This window comes from Cronbergia sp. UHCC 0137, from assembly GCF_034932285.1.
Taxonomy (GTDB): domain Bacteria; phylum Cyanobacteriota; class Cyanobacteriia; order Cyanobacteriales; family Nostocaceae; genus Cronbergia.
The window spans coordinates 108,573-132,306 of the sequence record NZ_JAYGHC010000010.1 but is presented as its reverse complement, the minus strand read 5'-3'; the positions used below and the strand labels follow the sequence as shown (position 1 = coordinate 132,306).

Genomic DNA, 23,734 nt, shown 5'->3' with positions numbered 1-23,734 from the left:
GTACAATAGAACACATTAATCGTCGGTTAAAGATTTTTAAAATTCTCTCTTATCCCTATCGTAACAGACATCGAAGATTCGGATTAAGAGCCAACTTAATTACGGGTCTTTATAATTACGAATTAGCGAATTAATTTCCCCTGAAAACTTATTAATTTAGAATAAACTAGAATAAACGTTGAGCTTTTAACAATTAGCTGAACTATTTTGTGCTACCCTATTTTTAGGATTTTTGATAATAGTGATAGCGAATAACTGCTGTAAGCAGTTCAATCTCACTCAACTACTCAAAAAACTGAGGTATTTTGACAACTTTATCAATAGGAAAACAAACTAAAGCTTAACCGTTTATTATAGCATAAAATATTTTTTCAAGAGGTCTTATCAATTAGCCACTTAATTCTTCTCTTCATTAATTTTGTCTATAATTTCGTTTTTTACTTCAATTTATTAGTCTAACTTATAATCTGTATCTTGAATATCTTCATTTATTTATCTTTTTCTCCCTCTGGGTGGTGTTCATTCTTGTTGCTCCTTATTGACAATGGATTTTGATCCCATTTTTGGCGTTTTTCTTTTTTGCCAATGTATTTTCTCAAAAATATGTTATTTTTTATTCTCAGTTTTATTTCTTGTCTATGTAATTCCACCCCTGTGACAGTTGGGGTGCGGAATGTGGGCTTGAAGGAATCGGGGATCTGAGTATTGGGTATTATGCGTATTAAATTTGTTTTAGTGACAGTATAAATGTTATGAATTATAAGTTAAAAACTTTTTACTTGAACTGTGTTAGACCAATCTATAACTGAAATCGTTAAACCTACTACGCGCTTACCTAATCAACGCTGGCAAATTGCCCCAGAAAATAAGATATTAGCTCAAAATCTGGCAGATTTACTCAATATATCCCCAATTATTAGCCAATTGTTGATTAATCGGGGTATTGAAACCCCTGAACAAGCACAACTATTTTTAGATCCTGAATCTTTAATTTTGCCTTCACCGTTGGAAGATTTTCCAGATTTGGCAGCTAGTGTAGAATTATTGCAGGAAGCGATCGCTCTGGAAACCAAAATTGCTATCTGCGGTGATTATGATGCTGATGGCATGACTAGCACGGCTTTATTGTTGCGTAGTCTTCGCGCTTTGGGTGCTAATGTTGATTATGCCATACCTAGCCGGATGCACGATGGTTATGGGATTAATCAACGCATTGTGGAAGAATTTGAGCGGGAAGGGGTGGGTTTAATTCTGACTGTAGATAATGGTATATCAGCTTTTGAACCCATTGCTAGAGCTAGAGAACTCGGTCTAAAGGTGATTATTACCGACCATCACGATATCCCCCAAAAGTTACCACCAGCTAACGCTATTTTAAACCCTAAATTAATCGCTGAATCTTCACCTTATCGGGGTATAGCTGGTGTGGGTGTGGCTTATATTTTGGCGGTGTGTTTAGCGCAACAATTAGGGGAAATTAAGGGTTTAGTTGCCCCGATGTTAGCATTATTTACCTTGGGAACTATTGCAGATTTAGCTCCTTTAGTTGGTGTTAATCGTCGTTGGGTAAAACGTGGTTTAAAGCTTTTACCTAAATCACAATTAGCAGGAATACAAGCATTAATTCAAATAGCTGGTGTGCAAGCAACTGAAGCAGGAGAAAAAAGTCAAAATGGAAAATCTTTGAAACCTGAAGATATTGGGTTTCGCTTGGGTCCGAGAATTAATGCGATTGGTCGAATTGGTAATCCACAGATTATGATTGAATTGCTGACTACCGATGACTTTGGAGTTGCAATAGAAAGAGCAATGCAGTGTGAACAAACCAATATCCAACGTCAGCAGATGTGTGAAGAAATTGGACAGGAAGCGATCGCTATTGTTGAAGATTTGTATATAAACTCTTTACAAACAGACCGAGTATTAGTTATCGTTAAAGAAAATTGGCATCATGGTGTAATTGGCATTGTTGCTTCTCGGTTGTTAGAACGCTATGGTGTACCCGTTTTTATTGGTACTTATGAAAATGAAACGATCATTCGCGGTTCAGCGAGGGGAATACCTGAATTTAACGTTTTTGAAGCTTTAGAATATTGTGATGATTTGCTAGGTAAGTATGGGGGACACAAAGCTGCGGGGGGATTTTCCTTACCAGCAGAGAATTTACAAGAATGGCGATCGCGTTTAGCTAAATTTGCAAATCAATGTTTAGAACCCCAACACCTAAAACCACTGCTAAAAATAGATGCTGAAGCCAATCTCAATCAAATTAATCAACAACTTTATCAACAACTAAATATCCTTCATCCTTGTGGAATTGAAAACCCTGATCCTGTGTTTTGGACGGCTAATGTACAAGTAGTTGAACAAAAAATTGTCGGCAAAGGTCATATTAAATTAACTTTAACACAAATCGTCGAAAATGTCAGACATGAAATTAAAGCGATCGCTTGGCGTTGGGGTGACTATTTTCCTCTACCATCTGCTTTAGATATTGCTTACAAACTACGAGAAAATAACTTTAATGGTAATACAAATATTGAAATGGAATTAATAGGTGTGAGGCTGGCAAATCATCCATCCCCATTTTTTACTTTACCATCAAAACCATCACGCGGCACTTTTGAACATCAGCAACGTCAATATAGTTGTGGGATTTATCAAAATGACTTGGGTTCAGAATTAAGAATTAAAAACTCTGAAGGTAAAATATTAGTCATGCAATCAGGAAATAATATTGGTCTTTTGGGTTTAAATCGTCAAGAAGCCAAAAAAGTTGATTTATCTAAAAAACCTTATAATGAAATTATCCAAGCTGCGATACAATCTTTGTCGTAAACTTCTACAAAACTTTACTTTTTGACATCTCAGGAGAAATTGCTGTGGCTGCTATCACTATCAACATTCCAGATGAGCAATTACAAAAACTGCAAGAAATAGCAGAGGAAAATGGTATTTCCCCAGAAGAATTATTACGCAGTAGTATAGAAAATTGGCTCCATTATCCCCAAGAAAATCTAGAACAAGCTAAACAAACAAAAATGGGCGTTGCTGAATTAAGGTATGAAAGTCAAAAATTCTATCTCCCAAACTCTTACTCTCTGCGCCTCTGCGTCTCTGCGTGCAATAAAATCGTACTTCACTCAGCAACACCCAAAAATGTTAGCTGATGATGTTAAAGAACTCCAACAAATCTGTATTGAAGAAGATTATTTCTTAGAAATTCCCTCTCGTCAAGACCGGACTAATTTGTTTTTTTAATACCTGCAATGAATTTTTTGTGTGATACTAATATCATTAGCGAATTAGTAGTCTGTAGGGTGTGGTTCGGCAAGCTCACCAACCACGTCAGACAGAATATTTTAGGCTAAAATCACCAATTTTAAGTTTCTGACGCACCTTATTTGATCTAACTAGCAACTTACATAAATACATTATAATTTTCTTAAATTGAGTTTAATGATACTACTATATCAATTATCGGGGCAGAATATCATCAAAACGAAGTTGAAGAGATGGTAAAAGAGGAGATATTATTGATTGACCAAGACGGTATTGTTGCTGGCTATAATCTTCTCCAATCAGTTGACAAACAGTAAATGTAGGTTGTTTTGGTTTGCCAATAAACACAACGCCACCTAATCCCCGATAATCAACAATCCAATATTCAGGAATACCTAATAAGGCATATTCTTCAACTTTACGCGCGTAATCTGTTTCCCAATTAGTGCTGACAACTTCAACCACTAATTTAATTGATTGTCCCAAGACAATAACTGGTTCTTGTTGCCAGAAAGGTTCATTGTGAAGCACTGTTTCATCTAGTAACGTAAGTTGCTAGTTAGAGAAAATGTCTGATATGGCTAACGCCTCCCGTAAGGGATACAGGATGTCCAGGATTAAAGGATTTACAGGATTAAAACACAATACAGTTCAGTCAAAAATTTGTTCTTCTCATTTCTCTGTGTCCTCTGTGCCTCTGTGGTTCGTTTAAAAAAGAATTTCAGGCTCAACTGAACCGTGTTGGATTAAAACAAAAAATTACTTACCAATGATCAACCTCAACTAGATAACTAGCAACTTGAGTTAGTACCACAATATCAGGACGGCGGGCAGTGGCAGTTTCGGCGAAAGGACGAATCAAACAAGTGCGAGGAATAACCCAGGGAAGTTGGGCAGCAGTAATAGTAATACCCAGTTGAGTTGCCAGTTTACCACCGACGGCTTCATGGGGTCCGGTGGGTTCCATATCAATTAATTCTCCGTCTGCAAGTTCATAGCGGGGGTTGTGACTATATTCGCTGAGGAATTGTTCAAAGGTGACTGAGTTTTTTAACACTTGAAGCATAAGTTACCTTCGTCAGAGGAAACATTCTTTGTTCCCTAAATAATACACTTATATTCTATATTGAGATTTGCAGCAGCGATCGCCATCTAACTACTTATACCTGTAAAATTAAATTCACCCATGAATCAAATAATCTGGATAGCACGACACGCCAACCGCCTTGATTTTGTAAACCCTGATTGGTTTCTCACCGCCGAGAGACGCTATGATCCACCTTTATCAGATGATGGTATGGTACAAGCCAAACAATTAGCTACCAGACTCAAAGGAGAAAAAATTACCCATATTTTTGCTTCCCCTTTTCTCAGAACAGTACAAACGGCTAACGCAGTTGCAGAAATTCTAGATTTACCGATTAAACTAGAAACGGGTTTGAGTGAATGGCTAAATATTGAGTGGATGACCGAAGAACCCGAAAAACTGTCAACTCCAGTTTTAGCGAAATTATTCCCCCGGATTGACATTAGCTACACTTCCCGCATTGCCGCACAATACCCCGAAACTCAGGAAAAAGTCCGCCAACGTTCTGGACAAACTGCTAGATGTCTCGCTGCTGAGTTCTTTCCCGATGATATCTTACTTGTAGCACATGGAGCTTCTGTATTGGGGTCTGCAATGGGTCTAGTAGGGGAAATTGCTAAAAGTGAAGTTAAGGCTTCCTTATGTTCCTTAGTAAAAGTTGTGCGCCAAGATTCAGAATGGTTGCTAGAACTAAAAGGAGATACTTCTCATTTAAGCCAAATTGAAGAAGTGGTGCGATTTGCTTAATTAAATTCATGGGAACTTCTACCTACAATCTTAGGACTTACGCACAAGTCACTGAAAAACAAACCACAGAGGCACAGAGTTCACAGAGAAATGAGGTTTTGAGAAATATTTTGCGTAAGTCCTGAATCTATTTCTTTGCGACTTTGCGCGAAACAAAAAAAGATTAACTAGCTGATAAATTTTATGACTTTGTTACTAGCAGGAGATATCGGTGGAACGAAAACTATTTTACGACTGGTGGAATCTTCAGATTCATCGAGTTTAATTACACTGCATCAAGAGAGTTTTCGCAGTGGGGATTTTGCCGATTTAGTGCCGATGGTACAAAAGTTTTTGGCTACAGCTAATTCTCCCATACCCGAAAAAGCCTGTTTTGCGATCGCTGGACCCGTAGTTAATAATACTGCCAAATTAACGAATTTAGCCTGGTACTTGGATACAACCAGATTATCACTACAATTAGGCATTCCTGCTATTTCCTTAATTAATGACTTTGCTGCGGTTGGCTATGGAATTTTTGGTTTAAGCAAAAAAGATTTGCTGACCTTACAACCAGGGTTACACCAACCAGAAGCGCCAATGGCAGTTATCGGGGCTGGGACTGGCTTAGGACAAGGTTTTTTGATTAAACAGGACAATCATTATCAAGTCTTCCCTTCCGAAGGTGGACACGCCGATTTTGCCCCCCGTACTGAGTTAGAGTTTCAACTGTTGAAATATCTGTTGGATAAACATGATATCCAACGAGTTTCTGTGGAACGAGTCGTTTCTGGCTTGGGGATTACTTCTATTTACCAATTTTTGCGAGATAGACAATTAGCCAGCGAATCACCAGATATTGCTCAAGTGGTGAGAATTTGGGAACAGGAAGCAGGTAAAAGCGAAAAAACCGTAGATCCCGGTGCAATGATTGGTATGGCCGCACTAGCCCAGAGCGATCGCCTATCGGAACAAACCATGCAGCTATTCGTCGAGGCCTACGGTGCAGAAGCCGGTAATCTAGCCCTCAAACTCCTACCTTACGGAGGATTATACATTGCCGGTGGCATCGCCCCTAAAATCCTGCCCCTGATGCAAAAAAGCAATTTTCTGTTAAACTTTACCCAAAAAGGCCGAATGCGTTCCATCCTAGAAGAAATACCGGTGCATATAATTCTTAATCAACAAGTAGGGTTAATTGGTGCGGCGTTGTGTGCCTCTAGGTTATAAATATCAGCAACAGTGATCTCTGCATCTACAAATGCTAAAACTATGACCATGCGATTTTTATTACCTTTCATTGCTGTTGCTTCTGTCTACAGTGGCCATGTTCTCGCTGAAGTGCGTCCACCAAAACCTGCAACTTCTCAAAAGAAACCAACTGTTCCAAAAGTAGTGCAGCCAAAATGGAAGGTATTTACTCCTCCAGATAAGAGTTTTAGTGTTTTAATGCCAGGAAGACCTAAAAAGAAAACTCAAGTTCAAAAAACCTATATGGGGAAAATAAATTTAGAAATGTTTGTCGCTCAACCTCCCCAACAGGAAGTTGTTTATTTAGTAACTTACAATAGTTTTCCTTTTAACTATGCTCAAATGGCCAAACCCCAAACAATTCTTAATCAAGCCCGGGATAATACTTTAAAAGCTACTCGAAGTAATTTAGTCAACCAGCGTAATATTCGTAGTTCTAACGGTCATCCAGGCAAGGAAATCGAGTATGTAGACTCTGCTGGTAAAATTACCAAAGCCAGGATGTATTTTGCAGAAGGACGTTTATATCAAGTCATGGCTATAGTTTCTAAAAAGCAGAAACCTACTTTAGAAAAAACTATTGTGGGGTATTTAGATTCTTTTCAATTGGTTTTAAAAAAGTAAATCTTGTCCATCCATTGAAGTTCTGATGCGATCGCCCGTGATCAAGATAACTTACATTACTACAATCCCATCCACCCATGAACATGAATGAATTTTTTATCAATCAGTGACTTCTATACTAACTCAAGTTGCTAGTTATGAATTTATCGGATATTTTGTAGTCTGTAGTAGTCTGTAGGGTGCGTCAGACAGAATAATTTAGACTAAAATCACTAATTTTAAGTTTCTGACGCACCTCATTTGATCTAACTAGCAACCTACGTTACTACACATAAACACCCGAAAAAATGAACACGATGTTAAGAAAATTGGAAAAGGGGACAAAGCTCCTATGCCAAATCACACAACATCTGTTAACTTAGACTGTGTTAAAAGTACAGAAATTTACCACTACCACCAATACTAAAATGAAAATCAAACATCAGGGTTTTCCCATTTCTAAATTACCCTTACGAACCTGCCTCACAGCTTTATTAGTTATTTCTAGTAGTTCCGTACTAATACCCGCTGAGGTAAACGCAGGTGCTAACCCAATCTTAACAGCGCAAGTTCCAGTAGGTGCAACAATTATTTACGTCAACCCTGCCACCGGTCAAGATATAAGTGGTGCTGGGGCTACAGAAGCCGCTCCCTATAAAACTATTACCTTTGCTATCTCCCAGTCCCAACCCGGTACAATAATTCAACTAGCTAGTGGAACTTATAGCCGAAACAGTGGAGAAACCTTCCCACTCCTACTAAAACCAGGAATAAGCCTGACAGGTAACGAATCAGCAAAAGGTCAAGGAACAGTAATTACAGGTGGTGGTTTTTACACCAGCCGCACCTTTGCCAGACAAGATATTACGATCTTAGCCAACGATAATACCACAATCTCAGGCGTTACAGTTACCAACCCTAACTCACGGGGGACTGGGATATGGGTCGAGTCCAGCAACCCAGCTATCAAAAATAATACCTTTATTAATAGTTCCAGAGAAGGTATTTTTGTTACAGGTACCGCCAATCCCAAAGTTGAAAATAATGTCTTTATGAAAAATAAAGGCAACGGTATTTCCATAGCTAAATCGGCTCAAGGCGAAATTCGCCAAAACCTATTCCAAGATACAGGTTTTGGTTTAGCAATTGGTGGTAGTTCCACACCCCTAATAGCAGAAAACCAAATCCTCGAAAACACAGATGGTATTTTTATCTCCGAATCTGCTCGACCTATCCTACGTCAGAATGTAATTCAAAACAATACACGAGATGGTATTGTCACAACTGTGAATGGGCTTCCCAACCTTGGCACTAATGACAATCCTGGTGGCAACCTAATCCGCAATAACAAACGTTATGATCTCAACAATGCCACCAAAACTCAAAAAATTCTGGCTATAGGCAACGATATTGATCAAAAGCGGATTTTTGGGTCAGTGGAGTTTGTTGCCGCAACCGTTACACCACCTGCTGGTGGTCCTGTAGCCTTCCAGGATGTTCCTACAGGTTACTGGGCTAAAGGCTATATTGAAGCCCTAGCTTCCCAAAATATTATTGCTGGTTTTCCTGATGGAAGTTTCAAGCCTAATGAGCCTGTAACTCGCGCCCAATTTGCTACCATTATTACCAAAGCTTTTAATCCTTCTCCTCAACGTGCAGCTACAGATTTCAAAGATGTGAAAAGCAATTTTTGGGCTTATGGAGCGATTAGATCAGCTTCCCAAAGTACATTTCTCAGAGGCTATCCTGATAATACATTTAAACCACAACAAGAAATTCCTAGAGTACAGGCTTTAGTTGCCTTAGCCAATGGGTTGGGTTTAACTGCCAATAATCAGAATATTCTCAGCTTTTACAGTGATGCTGCCCAAATTCCCAGTTATGCCACTGCTTCAGTCGCGGCGGCAACTTCTCGCCAATTGGTAATTAACTATCCTACCGTTAAACAGCTTGCCCCTAATCGTCAGGCTACAAGGGCAGAAATTGCGGCCTTTGTTTACCAAGCTCTGGTTAATGCTGGCAGAGCGCCGGCAATTACCTCTCCTTATTTGGTAACTGCACAATAGTTAATAGTTGTCTGATCTATTTCGGTGGGTTCAGCGGACGCTGTTCCCATCGCCACAAGAATATGATTAGACCTATAATGCCTATTTGCAGTGCTAGGTTAGGTAAAGCTGTGTCAAGATTTCTGCCAGCTAATACCTGAAAAAAGAAAACAAATGCACCAATAAAACCAGAAGCACCAACTCCAATATAGATAAATTGTCGCAAGCCACGATAAGGGGCAGAAATTTCAGCTTTGAGGCGGGCATATTGTTTGGAATCAGGCCGATTTTGGGAATTGGGATCTATCATGGGTAAATGATGCTATAATAGTTAGCTGTGTACGCCGATGTGGCTCAGTGGTAGAGCAGCTGATTCGTAATCAGCAGGCCGTGGGTTCAAATCCCATCATCGGCTTCTGTACGTTCGCAAATTATATGTCGCTGTCGTTTGCCAGATTATTTGACCGCGTTGCCAAATTATTGTCTCTCACGGTCAATACTTTGCTTATTATTATAGGCTCTGTCAGAATTAAACCCAAGGCCTGCTGATATTTCAACCCACCTAAAAATTTTTTCGTATTATTACATGAACGTCTTTCAACCCACCCCACTCCCGGAGGGGTGTTGAAACCCACATTCCGCACCCTGAACTGTCACAGATCAAAAAAGCCTAGCAAGTAGTACATCCTATCTGCCTCATCTCCATGGAAATCAGTAATCTTCAAACTCCCCGCATTGCCACCGTTCACCGTACCACTGGCGAAACCGATGTAAATGTCACCATCAATCTTGACGGTACAGGTATTTGTCAAACCTCAACAGGTATTCCATTTTTAGATCATATGTTGCATCAAATCGCTTCCCACGGACTGTTTGATTTGGATATTCAAGCTCAAGGAGATTGGGAAATTGATGATCACCACACCAATGAGGATGTAGGCATTACTTTAGGACAGGCTTTATACCAGGCATTAGGTAATAAAAAAGGTATTGTTCGTTTTGGTAATTTTCTTGCTCCTTTAGATGAAGCCTTGGTTCAAGTAGCCTTAGACTTTTCTGGACGACCTCATTTGAGTTATGGTTTAAATATTCCTACTCAACGGGTGGGAACTTATGATACTCAATTAGTGCGAGAATTTTTTGTGGCTTTAGTAAATCATAGCCAAATGACCTTGCATATTCGCCAATTAGATGGTATTAATTCTCATCATATTATTGAAGCAACATTTAAAGCTTTCGCTAGAGCCATGCGAATGGCTGTAGAAATCGATCCGCGTCGGGTTGGAACAATTCCCAGTTCAAAAGGTGTTCTATAATACGGAGGTAAATTTGGTAAATAGGAGATAATTAACGCGCGTCAAGTGCAAGCGATGACAAATCTATGGGAAAACCTGCAAATACAAACTTGGTAGTTTTTAAAATTAATTGAGATGAAGTCTGTTGTAGATACATTTGATTCTCCATTGAACCCTACAGACACTCAGCTAGTAGTCTTAACTTCTGAGTTACGAAAGGTCTATCGCACGGGATTTTGGCTAAATCAAAAGATTGTATCCCTCAAAAGCTGTTCTTTACAAGTTCACCAAGGGGAAACTTTTGGTTTATTGGGACCCAATGGTGCTGGTAAAACCACACTGCTGAAACTTTTGCTAGGGATTATTCGTCCCACTTCTGGCAGAGGATTGTTGCTAGGTAGACCACTGGGCGATCGCTCTGTTAAACAACGTATTGGCTACCTACCAGAGAACACTTACTTGTACGACTATCTGACCGGTTGGGAATTTTTAGAGTTAGCTGCTGGATTGTTCCAAATTCCCCAGAACATCCAACGTCAACGCATTCCCCAACTTCTAGAATTGGTTGGTTTATCCCTAACTGATGCCCGCAAAAAAACCCTGCGTCGTTATTCTAAAGGAATGTTACAACGGGTCGCTATGGCTCAGGCATTAATTAATGACCCAGATTTGGTATTTTTAGATGAACCCATGTCTGGACTCGACCCCCTGGGACGCTACCAAATGCGGGAAATTATCTTATCGCTGAAAGCTGCGGGGAAGACGATATTTTTCAACAGCCATATTTTGAGCGAAGTCGAACAAATTTGCGATCGCGTTGCTATCCTAGCTCAAGGACAATTAATTTGCTCTGGTTCTCTCAACGAACTCTTAGATAGCAAAACCACATATCACGTCAAAGGTCAAGGGGGTGACAGCGAAATTCTCAAAAAATGGATATCTAGTTTAGAATTTATATCTAATGGTTCTTGGCAAGGCATATTACAAGACGATTATTATGATTTTCTGGCCAGTCTCCGGTTAATGGGAGGAAAAATCATCACCATGAACCTATCTCGTCAATCTCTGGAAGAATTTTTTATCGAACAAACCACTGCCAAAACTTCATCCCATGATTAATTGGTTAAAAACTTAGCACCTGTTTTAAACTAACTTGATCATATTTTCCTGATTAATTGAGCTTTAAGGTGGTATTTACTTCATGGCTGTTGTTAATTGAGATGCTTTTAGAGAACTCCACAAAAAAGATGATCCAATTTCACCAAATCAAAGCGACTTTTCTTCCCCCTGCTAGAAAGCTCCCTGCACCCCTGCCGTCATAACGATGGGATATTTTTTTAGTTGGAAGTCTCTTAAAGCCTCACGGGTGGCACACCACCCTATACAAATCTCAGAAAAAAATCAAATCCTTTTCCCCTTGATCTCAACCCTTGGAAAAATGTTGCACTTTACCATTAAACTAACTTTGCTAAAAATTCAAAATAAAACCAATAAGTCTTACCCGGAAAACTAAAAATTTGCCTGAAAATAAGAGTGTTGGGTAATTTAAATATTTAAGTATAAGTCAACGGTAAAATGTTGAAACATTACTTCAAAAATAGTAGTTTCAGAGTCTAAGGTAAATATGCTTAATAAGAATTTGTGGAAATTTCTAGCTCATCCAATTATGGGCGTGGCGATCTTAACTACTGTTAATATAGCTTTGCCATCTGTGAGCCTAGCGGAGAAACAAGCAGCTTCAAACACCCAGACAATAGTTACAGACTATCTATTGGGTGGCGGTGATCTTGTCCGAGTCAACGTATTTGAAGTACCAGAATATACGGGAGAGTATCAAGTTCCTCCTGGTGGTTCAATTAACTTACCTCTAATTGGTAGTGTATCTGTCCTTGGACTAACAACCGAGCAGGCCGCTGACAAAATTTCTCAAAGATATGCTCGCTTTCTCAAACGTCCTTTGATTTCTGTTAACCTATTGTCCCCACGTCCCATTAATATTTTTGTAGCTGGAGAAGTGACACGTCCTGGAGCTTACACCCTGAGTTTACAAGGTGGAGCAGGTAACAATCCAGGGGTGCAATATCCAACCGTACTAGCTGGATTGACCACAGCCCAAGGGGTAACATTAGCAGCAGATGTAACTAAAGTCCAATTACGGCGGAAAGTAGGGCGTTCTGGTCAGCAAACCATTACTCTTAACCTGAAAGAAATCACTCAAACAGGCAATATCCCCCTAGATATTACCTTACGGGATGGAGACACCATAGTTGTACCCACGGCAACCAGTTTAAACATTGCAGAAGCCCGGAATTTATTTGCTTCTAGTTTTGCTGCTAGTCCCAATGCACCCCGCACTGTGGCGGTAATTGGTCAAGTTTACCGTCCTGGTTCTTATTTGGTGACGACAACTGCTGGTGCGCCTGGTGGTGACAGTGTAGGGGCGCTGACCAGTGGTTTACCAACAGTCATGCGATCGCTACAATTAGCTGGGGGAATTACATCTCAAGCAGATGTTCGGAATATCAAATTACGACGACCAACCAGAATTGATTCAGAACAAACTATAGATATTAATCTTTGGGAATTGTTGAAAACTGGTGATATTAACCAAGATGTGCTGGTGCAAGATGGAGATACCATTATTGTCCCCACTGCAACTAATATTAACACCGCAGAAGCCACTGAATTAGCAACCACCACTTTATCACCGGCAACAATTCAAGTGGGAGTGGTCGGTGAAGTGAAAAAACCTGGTTTAACATCTCTACAGCCAAATAGTTCGTTAAATCAAGCATTACTGGCTGCTGGTGGATTTAATGATGCTAGAGCTAGTAGTAAAGCTGTAGATTTAATTCGTTTGAATCCCAATGGAACTGTTACTAAACGGGTAGTGAAGATTGATTTTTCTAAAGAAATTAATGATCAAACAAATCCTATCCTTCGCAATAATGATGTTGTCGTTGTCGGCCGTTCGGGAATAGCTAAGACCAGTGATAGCTTGAATATTATCGCTAGTCCTTTAGGTATTATCGTGAACTTACTCAGATTGTTCGGTTTCTAGGCAACTTATCTGAATTAATCATTATTTTATTCTAACAGGGATGGTTTACTGTCCCTGTTTTTCAGTTTATTTAGGGCTTGCTGATAGCGTAGCGTGCCGTTAGGCATATAACCCACATTCAGCAATGGTTTCAGCCTTTTATTAGTTCATTTCTTCGTACACCTTAACAGGGGTACTCCTATTACCTAGCTAACCATTTGATAATTTCACCATTAACAATATTTGGAACTTCGTCATGGGGACAATGACCTGCACCAGGAATTGGTACAATTTTAATATCTTGGCCATTTTCTTGGGCTTCTTCGTAAATTTTAGCTCCAGAAATTGGAGTCCAAGGATCATCCGCACCCCAAATTACTAATAAAGGAGATGATATTTTAACTAATAATTCCTCTGGAGTGGGTCCTGGGGGTGCGGTGAGGATAGAAGCAAAAACCTGTTGCGCGCCTGGGTCACAGGATGGAGTATAAAGTAAATCTACAAGTTCGTCGGTTACAGCAGAGCGATCGCGATATACTTGATAAAGTGTGCGACGGATTTGGGACTTTTGACGAATCCGGTTAAACACGAATTTACCAGTTACAGGATTAGCCACCAACTTATTAAAAGTACCCATCACCAACCGCAACACCGGGTTCAACTCATGGGAACGATGACTCAATCCCCCAGCAGAGTTAATTAACACACCCCCAACCCCAATTTCGGGATGTTCCGCTAACACCATTAAACTCAAAAGTGCGCCAATTGAATTACCAACAAATACCGCCGGTTCTTGGATATGTGCATTCCAAAAATCTTTTAGTAGTTCTACCCACACATCCATGCTATAATTAATAGTTGCTTTGTCAGAACCACCAAACCCCAAAAGATCCAAAGCAAAAACCCGATAACCAGCACCAGCTAACACCGGAATATTTTTTCGCCAGTGACCAATGGAAGCACCAAAGCCGTGAACCAGCACCAGAGGGCGACCTACACCCATTACAGTATATTGTATTTTGTAACCTTGCCAAGTCCAAACCTGTTTTTCATAAGTTGGTAATTGCTGGGTAGTTATCGTCATTAGTTAAGATTCCTAAAGTATTATTATCTTATTGTAATATTCTACCATACTTAAAAATTCTTGATTTAGTCATTTTTCTGCACATAAACATCCCTAACAGGAAAGGGAATTTTAATACCTTCTTGTTGATAGCGTTTATGTAGCTTCTTGACAAACAAATGTTTTCCGATCCTCTGGTCAAAAAACTCACTAACGCGCATATAAAGAGTAAAATCTATACTAAAATCACCAAAGTTGTGAAATCTGATATATGGTTCATTGTCAACTAATGCCGGGGCGATTTCTTTCATCACCTCTTTAGCAACTTCTACCGTTACCTTTTCCACCAATTCTAAATCGCTATCATAACTTACTCCCACATTAATTGTTAAAGTAATTTCTTTGGCAGGTAAATGATAATTAGTGAAAATCGTTGAAGCCAGCTTAGAATTAGGAATAATAATCACGTTATTAGAAAATTCCCTAATCGTTGTATTTCTCCAAGTGATATCTGTGACATAACCCTGATTACCATCATCTAATTTGACATAATCTCCGGTTCTCACCTGTTGAGACATAATTAAATAGAACCCAGAAAATAAATTAGCCAGAGTATCTTGCAGTGCTAAACCTACCGCTAAACCACCAATTCCTAAAGTCGTAACTATTGGGGTAATTTGAATACCTACTGTTTGCAATAGAATTAAAGTCCCCAAAATTAAAACAGCGATTTTAGCCAAATTAGAAATTAGGGATATAGGAACTCCTTCGGTTCTTTGAATAAATATGTTGACAAAACCAGCCGTGAGTCTAGCTAAAACTAAGGTGACTGAATATAGAAAAATTATAGTTATACATTTCTGGAGAAAAATTGCAATATCTGGTTTTAGAGGTGAACTGAGAATTGCCCAGAAAAACCCTGCAACAACAAACCAAATGAAGGTCATTCTGTGCAGAGATTGAAATATAATTTCACTGCCAGGTATTTGTCGTTTAGAAACAACTGTTCTGAGTTTTTTGAAAAATACTTTTTCTCCAATTATGCCAGCCAGTAAACCAGCTACAATAAATATAATTGGCGTAATCCATTCAATCATGATTAAAATGTAATTAAAAACTACAAATTGAGATATGGTTATTCTATTTGATTCATAAAAATGAATCTTTTTAAATAAACCGCGACGATAAGAAGGAGAAGTACACATTGTAGGGGCAATTCATGAATTACCTCTAGCTGAATATAGGATAGCCTCACATAGAATCAGTATTTTACCCTGTTATGGCATTATAATCTGCTAAAGATATTTTAAAAAAATGTTTACAAAGTCAAAAAAGCTACCTGTTTTTTTCAATAGAGGCGTTCAAAACCCTATATTAACAGGACTTACTGAAAACATCACAAAAGTAGTGGTAATTCATGAATTACCGCTACCAAAGAATAAGAGTTTCAGTCACATCTTGCGTAAATTCTAATTTGAATAAATATACTAAAAAAAATGGATTTACCAATTATTTACCATCCAGATTATATCGCTCCACTGCCTCCTGGTCATCGTTTCCCGATGTCTAAATTTAAATTACTCTATGAATTGTTGTTAGCTGATAGGGTGGCAAATTTAGAACAAATTCATACTCCTGAACGTCCACCACCAGAATTAATTGAATTGGTACACACTTCCAACTATGTTCAAGCTTACTGTCAGGGAACGTTAGAACCTAAATCACAGCGACGTATTGGTTTACCTTGGAGTCCAGCCTTGGTAAATCGTACCTGTATTGCAGTAGGTGGTGCAATACTCACGGCTAAATTAGCTTTAAATCATGGTTTAGCTTGTAATACTGCCGGTGGAACTCATCACGCTTTTCCTAGTTATGGGTCTGGTTTTTGTATTTTCAACGATTTAGCAGTTACATCTCGCGTTTTACAACAATTAGGACTTGTAAAAAAAATCTTGATTGTCGATTTAGATGTACATCAAGGAGATGGTACAGCCTTTATTTTTCAAAATGACAAAACCGTTTTTACTTTCTCTATGCACTGCGAAGTTAACTTTCCCGGTACAAAGAAAACCAGTGATTTAGATGTTCCTCTCCCCATTGGTATGGAAGATGATGCTTATTTGCAAACCTTGGCTAACTACCTACCAGATTTATTAACAGAAATCAACCCAGATTTAATATTATATGATGCGGGAGTTGATACCCATTTAGGCGATAAGCTTGGTAAACTAGCTCTAACTGACACTGGCATATTTCGCCGGGAAATGCAAGTTTTAAGTACCTGTGTCAACGCAGGTTATCCAGTGGCTTGCGTTATTGGTGGCGGCTATGCTGATGATATCAAATCTCTCGTTTACCGTCACTCCCTACTACATCGTGCAGCCAGCCAAGTTTATCATCAATCTCGACTTTGAACAAAGAAAGCGGCGAATATAATTCACTGCTACACAAACAAAGTCCACCTGCGTGGACTAATGAGAAATTAAGAAAATAAAAATTTTAGGACTTACGCACTGTACAAAATGCAGATGATATGTATAAACGAAATTGCCTAGTTTTAGGCTTTTGGAATCCCAAATTAGTGCGGTGCGTCAGATAGAGGAAGTCTGTTAGATGCTCAATTATCGGGTCTGACGTGGTTGGTGAGCTTGCCGAACCACACCCTACAAGAGATAAAATTCATAATCCCTATTTAATAGATTCTGTCAATGCGTAACTCCTAAATTCATCAAAAAAAATACAGGAGTCAGAAATCAGAATGAATTATGTACGATTGGCGGATGTATAATTGGGTTTAAGAACCGACAAAATCTATGATTTGGTGGTCAATAAGAAAGTGGTGAGTATGAATCCCCCACTAAATTTATTCTGACTCCTGGCTACTGACTCCTGACTCCTTCTTCAATAACATCCATGCCAACCTTCCCAAAAAACGACGATTCAGATAACTGGGGCTACACATTAGTAGGTTCGACAATTGATAATTTAATCCGCAATTTAGAAGGACAAACAGCAGTTGAATCATATCGAGAACGACGAGAACGTGCTGATGAATTAATGTTTGAATGTGTGGGACAGAAACCTTGCCTATTTTATATTCGTCGTCAAGGTGCTGGAAAAGACCAAGGAGAGGAAATTTGGGATTTAATTATAGCTACAGATGTAGATGATTTTCAATTACCCAAAAGATTAAAAGAATTAAAAAAAACATTAGGATTTAGAGCAGCAATTCAACAAAATGGAAATGGTGGTTTAAAAATTATATCGGCTTATTTATTACAACCAATACGAGGACAAGCTGATGGTTATGCTTTACCTTTTCGCTTGCGTTTACTCCCTAATCATCACCATCATCTTGGTATTCCAGCAAAGGCATTAGCACAAATAGCAAAAATGCCAGTTTGTGGTAATCATATACCTACAGAAGATCAATTACAAGCCTGGAAAGCTTTTTTAAAGGTTGAAGAACGCATTGCAAAAGCACGTCAATTTTGTGTTAGGTTTTTAAATCATAACTATAGTTCAAATAGCAGACAAGTCACATTTAAAATTGATCTAAATTCAGCTACCCTTGATGGTTCTGATGAAAACTATTTAGAGGTTGATAATTTTTGGGAACGAGTAAAACAGGCTAAAAATCAAGATGTAAAATTTACTGAAACTGTCCCTACAGAAAGAAATCGCCGCACTAGCCGACAATTAGGAACGATTGACAAAGTTGACCCAAAAAATCAGACCATTAATATTAGATTAGAACGGGATATAGTTGAATATATTGCAGCCGGAAATTATCAATTACCAAATAATGGATTTTTATTTTTTGACGCAGCAGGTGATATTAAACAAATTGAACGCAAAGAAAAAGCTTTAGAACAATTAAAACAGGGACGTACACAGAACCCCTATCTAGGCAACTTTTTATTTGACGCTTCTCAAGCTAGATCAATTAAAAAAACTATTAAACTTAAATCAAAAGATTTATTATTATCTTCCGCTAACCCTGGTCAAAAAGCATCAGTAGAAATGGTGTTAGCTGCTGAAGATTTAGTTTTAATTCAAGGGCCACCAGGAACAGGTAAAACTACCGTAATTGCAGAAATTTGTTATCAAGTAGCTTTGCGGGGTGGACGAACCTTAATTACTTCTCAAGCTAATTTAGCGGTAGATAATGCTTTGAGTAGATTAGTTCATAACCCTGTAATTCGTGCTGTTCGCAAAGGGAGAGCGGAAAAAGTTGGGGAAGAAGGACAACCTTTTTTGGAAGATCAAGTAATTGATAGATGGTTAAAAAATACTGCTACTGATTGCGAAACTAATCTGACTCAACGACGTGAAAATATTCAGAATCTTCAGAAGATATTAGCATTATTACCACGTTTTACAGACTATATACAAGCAGAAGAAAAATTTAATCAGCAACAACATAAATTGAAGTTAGAGAAAAGTAATTTAGAAGCAAGTTGTGAAAATCAAGAAATAGCTTATAATGAGATATTAGCAAAAAAGACTGAAATTGAATCTCTTTTGGTCGGTTTGAATGACCTACTAGATACACCAGAAAATATAAATTGGGAATCTGCGGAAGTTAAAGAATTTCTACCTCTTCTTCAACCATACTCGGAAGAAAATGAGGAAATAGAAATTTTTGCTGAAAAGGTGCGTCAAGCCATCAAGTATACTGATGAACTGGGTTTTATCCGTCCTGCGCGTGGTGTGTTTGGTTTAGCTGTTTGGTTGGGTGAAATTGAAATTTCCGAGTTTAAAACCGGATTAAGTTATATTCATGATGTCGCTGTTTCTATGGTGGAAGTTGGGGAATTAGTCGGTATTTTTCAACGAAATTCTGCCAATTTGCAAAAATTAGAAACAGATTATCAAAAATCTATTCAACAGCATAATATTCAGCCAACAATTCAAAGTTGGGAAAATCGTAAACGAGAGATTGATTATATTATTGAAGCAATGATTGAATGGAAGTCTACGGCTTCTACAAATTTGTACCAAGTTTTAAAAGATTGTCAACAATCTAATTTACCATTAACAGAAAATATGGTAAATTTACCGTTAGGTTTATTGATGTTTGCGAGTACGTTAAAAATGTCAATTGTTCCATCTGGGTATAAAGTCAATTTACCAGACTGGGAATTATTAAAGAAAGCCATAGCTTATGAAACAGAGGGATGTTTTACTGATAAACGGGGTAAACAGCACAATTTTAGTTACTTTTTGCAGCAAAATTTTAGTCATATTCCGATTGTACTATCAAAGAGCGATGCCTACGGCGCGGTTCCCGTACGCTCTCAATGGCAATCAACCCATCAACAGTTCCAAAATTATCAGCTACTCAACCCCAAACAGCGTAAATTGCTAGTTGAAAATACGCAAGTTTTTCTGATTAGACTTCAAAAAACCTACGGTAAATTATGGGAATGGAACAATATTGATTCTACTCTTACCAAAATTACAGAAGAATTATTAGATACTATCCTTGCAAATGCTCGTCAATGTATTTTTAAAGTTAAAACTGAAACTGAAGAACAGTTACAAATTCTCCAAGAACAATTAAAACATCTTCCTGAAAATAGCATTACTCAAGCAGAAATATCTACGGCTAAATTAGAGGTAGAAACAACAAAACAAAATGCTAATATCAAACTTGCACAAGTTATTAATATTTTAGTCGAAATTCAGCCGAAATTAAATATACCTATTCAATTACGCACTCTAGCAGCAGAATATCTCACCACCCAATCAAAGATTTGGGAACAACCCCAAGAATTTTTACAGCAAGTTCAATTTTGGGAAAGTCGGATAAATGAACTAGAAATCTTAATCTCATCATTAAAACCTTTTACTGTATTGGAGATAATTAAAAATTCCCTAAATCAGCATTCATTAACAATCAAAGAGGAAACTACAACTTTTACCCAGCAAATCAAAAAGATTAAAACTAAATTACGGAAATTAAGGGAAAAACTAGAATCACAGTTATCACCAGAATTAATTATAGAACGTAATTGGTTCGAGACAGTACATGATATAGTAAAATTGGAAAATACTGAATCTGAGTTATTTAATTTAGACTATTTACGCAAAATTCAAAATCAATTTGAGGTTTGGAAACAACAACTAGAAAATGAAGAAACCTATCTGGAAAAATACCAGAACTTTGTCCAAGACTGGATTAAAAAATTACGCCAACCTTCAGAACGAGATAGTCATGATTTAAGACGAATTTATTTAGATAATGCTAACGTCGTTGGTATTACCTGCGTTCAAGCTGCAAATTATAATTTCTCTGAAGAATTTCAATCTTTTGATGTGGTCATAATTGATGAAGTCAGTAAATGCACTCCACCAGAGTTACTAATTCCCGCTTTAAAAGGCAAAAAATTAGTTATGGTAGGAGATCATCGACAATTACCACCTATGCTTGATACTAGCACAGTTGAAGAAGTTGCTCAATCTATTGGTAATACCAGACAAGAAATGCAATTTTTAGAAGAATCATTATTTAAAAGTCAATTTGAAACGGCTGATAAAAGTATTAAACAAATGCTTAATACCCAATATCGAATGCACCCCAATATTATGGGAGCAATTAATCAATTTTATGATGGTAAATTAGAATGTGGTCTTTTAGAACCTGACAGCAAACGCGCTCATAATTTAGCAGGGGAAATAATTAAACCAGAACATCATTTAATTTGGGTAAAAATGCCGGGAGAAAATGAATTTAAAGAAGAACGTCAAGGAACTTCCTTTTTAAATATTCCAGAAGTTGATGTAATTGAACGTCTTTGTCAGCAATTTGAAACTGTTTGGTCTGGTAGAGTTGCTAATGGTGAACCTAAAAAAGAAATTGCTGTAATTACATTTTATGGCGCTCAACTCAGAAAACTTGATGAACGTTTACAATCTGAACTTTTCCCTTCATTGCAAATTAGAACAGGTACAGTTGATAGATTTCAAGGAATGGAAAGACCTGTGGTAATTGTGAGTATGGTTCGTAATAATCACCAAGGAGATGTAGGATTTGCTAAAAAACCGGAACGGGTGAATGTAGCTTTTTCTCGCGCTCAAGAATTATTGGTAATTGTTGGTTGTCATTCTCTATTTACCCAGCAGCGTGGACAAATTGGGAGTATGTATTCCAACGTTTCTAATATTGTGCATTTACATGGAGGGTTTATTGATGTTTCTCGCTTCGGCTGCTAAACCAATTGATGATGTTCTCAAGAATGCGGTAGAAAAAATTGAAGCTCAAAGTCCTAATTTATCGGTTTTAGTAGCGCGTCAATTTCGTTATAATTTACGTCAAAATACGCTAGAATTAACTATTAAAGAACCGCGCCAATTTAATGTTTTAGAAGAGTTTATTATCCGCGCTGGGATTGAATTTGACCCAGCACCAATAGCCGAGGAACTAGCCTCTATACTTGGTCTTGATGCTGTTTTTGTTCAAAGCACAATTGCTACTCTTCAATCTTTACAAACTTTAGCGAATAAATCACCAATTACAGTTACCGAGGAAGGACGTTTATTTTATGAAAAAGGTACTGTTCCTCAGCCACCATACTCTGTTCAAGTCTATGCTATTACTGATTTTTTAGGGGGAGATATTACTATTCAATCTGAATCTTTAAATGAGGTGATAGTGAATTTACCTGATTTAGCTAAATTTATTAAGGTTGACTCTAAATTTTTTAATATTTCTGCTTTAACATTGGAGAAAATACAGGAAATTCTTCACGCTTCAGATTTAAAATTGCATCAACCAGAAGAGGGTAAAATTGTCACTTATTTTAAGGTTTTACCAGCAAGTCAAATAATATGGAAAACTATATCTGTTTTTCTTATTTTTGATGCAGTGAAGGATAATTTGAGTATTCAAGTTAGAAGTGGTAAAAAAATTCTAGAAACGGCTTCGAGTTGGTTAGAATCACTACTCAGGGAGGATAAAATATCTTTGCTAGAATTGTGTAGAATATCTAATGAAGCAATCAATTCTGAACGGGAAACTGTCCTTAATCAAAAAAATGCCGAAATAGAATCTAGGTTAGAAAAGATTCGTGAACAGGTATTAGAAGGTAGTGTAATACAATTGCGTGATGCACAAATTACTGAAACTTTTTTAGAAGCTTTAAATTCTGCAAAGCATCAAGTTATCATTTATTTACCCTTGATAAATCAGGGTATGATTGATGATAATTTATTTAGGTTACTGGAAAAATTAGTTAATCGTGGTGTGGAAATTTTAATTGGTTGTGGAATTGTTGAAGAAGAAATTGAAGCTAAATTAAAAGCATCTGGTATACAGCTTTTTTGTTTGGGAGATTCCCATATTAAGGAAGTTATAGTTGATCAAAAAGTTTACCTTTGTGGTGCTTATGATTGGCTTTTTTATCGTGGTTATGATCTTCCTAGAGGTGAGTCGGTTTATCAAGTGAAAATTCCTCAGCAAGTTGCAGAAGCATATCAATTTATGATGAATCGTTTTCAAAATCATTTAGGGAGTTTGGAAAAATAAATAGACTATGGTGCGTCAGCAATTTAGATAACTATTTGCTTTTAATATTCTACGTCTGACGCACCCTACAAATTGGATATTTTTTTTAAATTGTAAGTACCACCCCTAAATTTCATTAATGGACTAAACTGGTTATTTGTAGTGTGGGTTTGTAAAACCTCGTTATTAACCTAATTTTCCTATGGCTAAAAAAATTGCGGCTGTTGTCACACCTGACAAAACTACTCAAGTTATTCGCAAAACTTATCCCAATTATAAGGTGATTGTACTGAATGACGATTTCAACACCTTTCAGCACGTAGCGGAGTGTTTGTTAAAATATATTCCAGGAATGACGAGCGATCGCGCTTGGGAACTCACTAATCAGGTACACTATGAAGGGCAAGCAATCGTTTGGGTTGGACCCCAAGAAACAGCAGAACTGTATCACCAACAGCTGCGACGTGCTGGCTTGACAATGGCACCTTTAGAAGCAGCTTAATCGTCATGAATAAACCCACGGATGGGAGACTGGTTTGGAATCACTCTACCCACATTTCTGGCTTAATTCCCATTTTAGAACGGCTGTGTCAGCTAGATGGTATTCACACTGTCACACCGGCAGTTATTGGACGGGTGCGAGGCCATATTCCCAAAATGCAGTTACGTGTTTCTGTACCCATTCGCGGGGGTTTTAAAGTCATCGCTAGGCAGGGTAAAACTGTGCAAGAAGTGTTTATACTTACTACTTTACCACAGGAAGAATTGGAAACCGCGATCGCGATCGCTATGAGAATTTGATCAATGTTTCCATTCTGCACTTCAGCCTAATT

18 protein-coding genes, 1 tRNA gene and 2 pseudogenes are annotated in these 23,734 nt (G+C 37.9%); 16 read left to right on the top strand and 5 right to left on the bottom strand.

Annotation, left to right across the window (positions count from 1 at the left end; translation table 11 throughout):
- The 3 genes and pseudogenes from VB711_RS07200 to VB711_RS07190 all read left to right on the top strand — a co-directional run.
- Positions 1-134 (top strand): annotated as a pseudogene (locus VB711_RS07200) (IS5/IS1182 family transposase); the annotation flags it as partial.
- Between the two features lie 652 nt (positions 135-786).
- A complete protein-coding gene (gene recJ / locus VB711_RS07195; protein ID WP_323285135.1) occupies positions 787-2,838 on the top strand; it encodes a single-stranded-DNA-specific exonuclease RecJ in 2,052 nt (683 codons plus the stop codon).
- A gap of 44 nt (positions 2,839-2,882) precedes the next feature.
- On the top strand, positions 2,883-3,170 hold the full coding sequence (locus VB711_RS07190) for a ribbon-helix-helix domain-containing protein (protein ID WP_323285134.1): 288 nt from the start codon (positions 2,883-2,885) through the stop codon (positions 3,168-3,170).
- Positions 3,171-3,477: 307 nt separating this feature from the next.
- Here VB711_RS07190 and VB711_RS07185 read toward each other — a convergent pair.
- Together VB711_RS07185 and VB711_RS07180 are read right to left on the bottom strand one after the other, a co-directional pair.
- Positions 3,478-3,834 (bottom strand): annotated as a pseudogene (locus tag VB711_RS07185) (Uma2 family endonuclease); the annotation flags it as partial.
- 211 nt (positions 3,835-4,045) lie between these two features.
- The gene (locus VB711_RS07180) at positions 4,046-4,348 is read right to left on the bottom strand and encodes a Uma2 family endonuclease (protein ID WP_416233566.1); all 303 of its coding nucleotides are present in this window, start codon (positions 4,346-4,348) and stop codon (positions 4,046-4,048) included.
- Between the two features lie 120 nt (positions 4,349-4,468).
- Between VB711_RS07180 and VB711_RS07175 the strand changes: the two genes are divergently transcribed.
- From VB711_RS07175 to VB711_RS07160, 4 genes are all read left to right on the top strand, one after another.
- A complete protein-coding gene (locus tag VB711_RS07175; protein WP_323285133.1) occupies positions 4,469-5,116 on the top strand; it encodes a histidine phosphatase family protein in 648 nt (215 codons plus the stop codon).
- Between the two features lie 183 nt (positions 5,117-5,299).
- On the top strand, positions 5,300-6,325 hold the full coding sequence (locus VB711_RS07170; RefSeq protein WP_323285132.1) for a glucokinase: 1,026 nt from the start codon (positions 5,300-5,302) through the stop codon (positions 6,323-6,325).
- 42 nt (positions 6,326-6,367) lie between these two features.
- Positions 6,368-6,970, top strand: a complete 603-nt coding sequence (locus VB711_RS07165; RefSeq protein ID WP_323285131.1) for a hypothetical protein — start codon at positions 6,368-6,370, stop codon at positions 6,968-6,970.
- A 407-nt stretch (positions 6,971-7,377) separates the two neighbouring features.
- Positions 7,378-9,015 (top strand): DUF1565 domain-containing protein, encoded by a 1,638-nt coding sequence (locus VB711_RS07160; RefSeq protein ID WP_323285130.1) that lies wholly within the window; start codon positions 7,378-7,380, stop codon positions 9,013-9,015.
- Positions 9,016-9,031: 16 nt separating this feature from the next.
- Here VB711_RS07160 and VB711_RS07155 read toward each other — a convergent pair whose 3' ends face one another.
- The gene (locus VB711_RS07155) at positions 9,032-9,304 is read right to left on the bottom strand and encodes a DUF3493 domain-containing protein (protein ID WP_323285129.1); all 273 of its coding nucleotides are present in this window, start codon (positions 9,302-9,304) and stop codon (positions 9,032-9,034) included.
- A 33-nt stretch (positions 9,305-9,337) separates the two neighbouring features.
- On the opposite strand from VB711_RS07155, the gene VB711_RS07150 reads away from it, so the two are divergent.
- From VB711_RS07150 to VB711_RS07135, 4 genes are all read left to right on the top strand, one after another.
- Positions 9,338-9,409 (top strand) — tRNA-Thr (locus VB711_RS07150).
- Positions 9,410-9,698: 289 nt separating this feature from the next.
- A complete protein-coding gene (gene hisB, locus VB711_RS07145; protein ID WP_323285127.1) occupies positions 9,699-10,310 on the top strand; it encodes an imidazoleglycerol-phosphate dehydratase HisB in 612 nt (203 codons plus the stop codon).
- 114 nt (positions 10,311-10,424) lie between these two features.
- Entirely contained in the window at positions 10,425-11,408 is a 984-nt protein-coding gene (locus VB711_RS07140; protein WP_323285126.1) for an ABC transporter ATP-binding protein, read from the top strand.
- A 505-nt stretch (positions 11,409-11,913) separates the two neighbouring features.
- On the top strand, positions 11,914-13,350 hold the full coding sequence (locus tag VB711_RS07135; protein ID WP_323285125.1) for a polysaccharide biosynthesis/export family protein: 1,437 nt from the start codon (positions 11,914-11,916) through the stop codon (positions 13,348-13,350).
- 181 nt (positions 13,351-13,531) lie between these two features.
- Here the strand turns inward: VB711_RS07135 and VB711_RS07130 are convergent, their stop codons facing one another.
- Positions 13,532-14,413, bottom strand: a complete 882-nt coding sequence (locus VB711_RS07130) for an alpha/beta fold hydrolase (protein WP_323285124.1) — start codon at positions 14,411-14,413, stop codon at positions 13,532-13,534.
- A 65-nt stretch (positions 14,414-14,478) separates the two neighbouring features.
- Positions 14,479-15,489 (bottom strand): mechanosensitive ion channel family protein, encoded by a 1,011-nt coding sequence (locus tag VB711_RS07125; RefSeq protein WP_323285143.1) that lies wholly within the window; start codon positions 15,487-15,489, stop codon positions 14,479-14,481.
- A 399-nt stretch (positions 15,490-15,888) separates the two neighbouring features.
- On the opposite strand from VB711_RS07125, the gene VB711_RS07120 reads away from it, so the two are divergent.
- The 5 genes from VB711_RS07120 (at position 15,889) to VB711_RS07100 (ending at position 23,702) form a co-directional block, all read left to right on the top strand.
- Positions 15,889-16,806, top strand: coding sequence for a histone deacetylase (locus VB711_RS07120; protein WP_323285123.1), 918 nt, complete (start codon positions 15,889-15,891; stop codon positions 16,804-16,806).
- A gap of 499 nt (positions 16,807-17,305) precedes the next feature.
- Complete coding sequence (locus tag VB711_RS07115; protein WP_323285122.1) at positions 17,306-21,610, top strand: AAA domain-containing protein; 4,305 nt, start codon at positions 17,306-17,308, stop codon at positions 21,608-21,610.
- Entirely contained in the window at positions 21,588-22,922 is a 1,335-nt protein-coding gene (locus tag VB711_RS07110) for a hypothetical protein (RefSeq protein ID WP_323285121.1), read from the top strand. Before VB711_RS07115 ends, VB711_RS07110 begins: the two co-directional genes overlap by 23 nt.
- 181 nt (positions 22,923-23,103) lie before the next feature.
- Positions 23,104-23,403, top strand: coding sequence for an ATP-dependent Clp protease adapter ClpS (clpS, locus tag VB711_RS07105; RefSeq protein ID WP_323285120.1), 300 nt, complete (start codon positions 23,104-23,106; stop codon positions 23,401-23,403).
- A 5-nt stretch (positions 23,404-23,408) separates the two neighbouring features.
- Positions 23,409-23,702 (top strand): DUF2103 domain-containing protein, encoded by a 294-nt coding sequence (locus VB711_RS07100; RefSeq protein ID WP_323285119.1) that lies wholly within the window; start codon positions 23,409-23,411, stop codon positions 23,700-23,702.
- Positions 23,703-23,734 lie beyond the last annotated feature (32 nt).

Bases quoted from the DNA above. Each gene is read 5' to 3' on its own strand.
- VB711_RS07130 (WP_323285124.1), bottom strand. From the start codon at position 14,413: ATGACGATAACTACCCAGCAATTACCAACTTATGAAAAACAGGTTTGG.
- VB711_RS07165 (WP_323285131.1), top strand. From the start codon at position 6,368: ATGACCATGCGATTTTTATTACCTTTCATTGCTGTTGCTTCTGTCTAC.
- VB711_RS07180 (WP_416233566.1), bottom strand. From the start codon at position 4,348: ATGCTTCAAGTGTTAAAAAACTCAGTCACCTTTGAACAATTCCTCAGC.
- VB711_RS07140 (WP_323285126.1), top strand. From the start codon at position 10,425: ATGAAGTCTGTTGTAGATACATTTGATTCTCCATTGAACCCTACAGAC.
- hisB (WP_323285127.1), top strand. From the start codon at position 9,699: ATGGAAATCAGTAATCTTCAAACTCCCCGCATTGCCACCGTTCACCGT.
- VB711_RS07170 (WP_323285132.1), top strand. From the start codon at position 5,300: ATGACTTTGTTACTAGCAGGAGATATCGGTGGAACGAAAACTATTTTA.
- VB711_RS07125 (WP_323285143.1), bottom strand. From the start codon at position 15,489: ATGATTGAATGGATTACGCCAATTATATTTATTGTAGCTGGTTTACTG.
- VB711_RS07160 (WP_323285130.1), top strand. From the start codon at position 7,378: ATGAAAATCAAACATCAGGGTTTTCCCATTTCTAAATTACCCTTACGA.
- VB711_RS07155 (WP_323285129.1), bottom strand. From the start codon at position 9,304: ATGATAGATCCCAATTCCCAAAATCGGCCTGATTCCAAACAATATGCC.
- VB711_RS07115 (WP_323285122.1), top strand. From the start codon at position 17,306: ATGCCAACCTTCCCAAAAAACGACGATTCAGATAACTGGGGCTACACA.
- VB711_RS07175 (WP_323285133.1), top strand. From the start codon at position 4,469: ATGAATCAAATAATCTGGATAGCACGACACGCCAACCGCCTTGATTTT.
- clpS (WP_323285120.1), top strand. From the start codon at position 23,104: ATGGCTAAAAAAATTGCGGCTGTTGTCACACCTGACAAAACTACTCAA.
- VB711_RS07135 (WP_323285125.1), top strand. From the start codon at position 11,914: ATGCTTAATAAGAATTTGTGGAAATTTCTAGCTCATCCAATTATGGGC.
- VB711_RS07120 (WP_323285123.1), top strand. From the start codon at position 15,889: ATGGATTTACCAATTATTTACCATCCAGATTATATCGCTCCACTGCCT.
- VB711_RS07100 (WP_323285119.1), top strand. From the start codon at position 23,409: ATGAATAAACCCACGGATGGGAGACTGGTTTGGAATCACTCTACCCAC.
- VB711_RS07110 (WP_323285121.1), top strand. From the start codon at position 21,588: ATGTTTCTCGCTTCGGCTGCTAAACCAATTGATGATGTTCTCAAGAAT.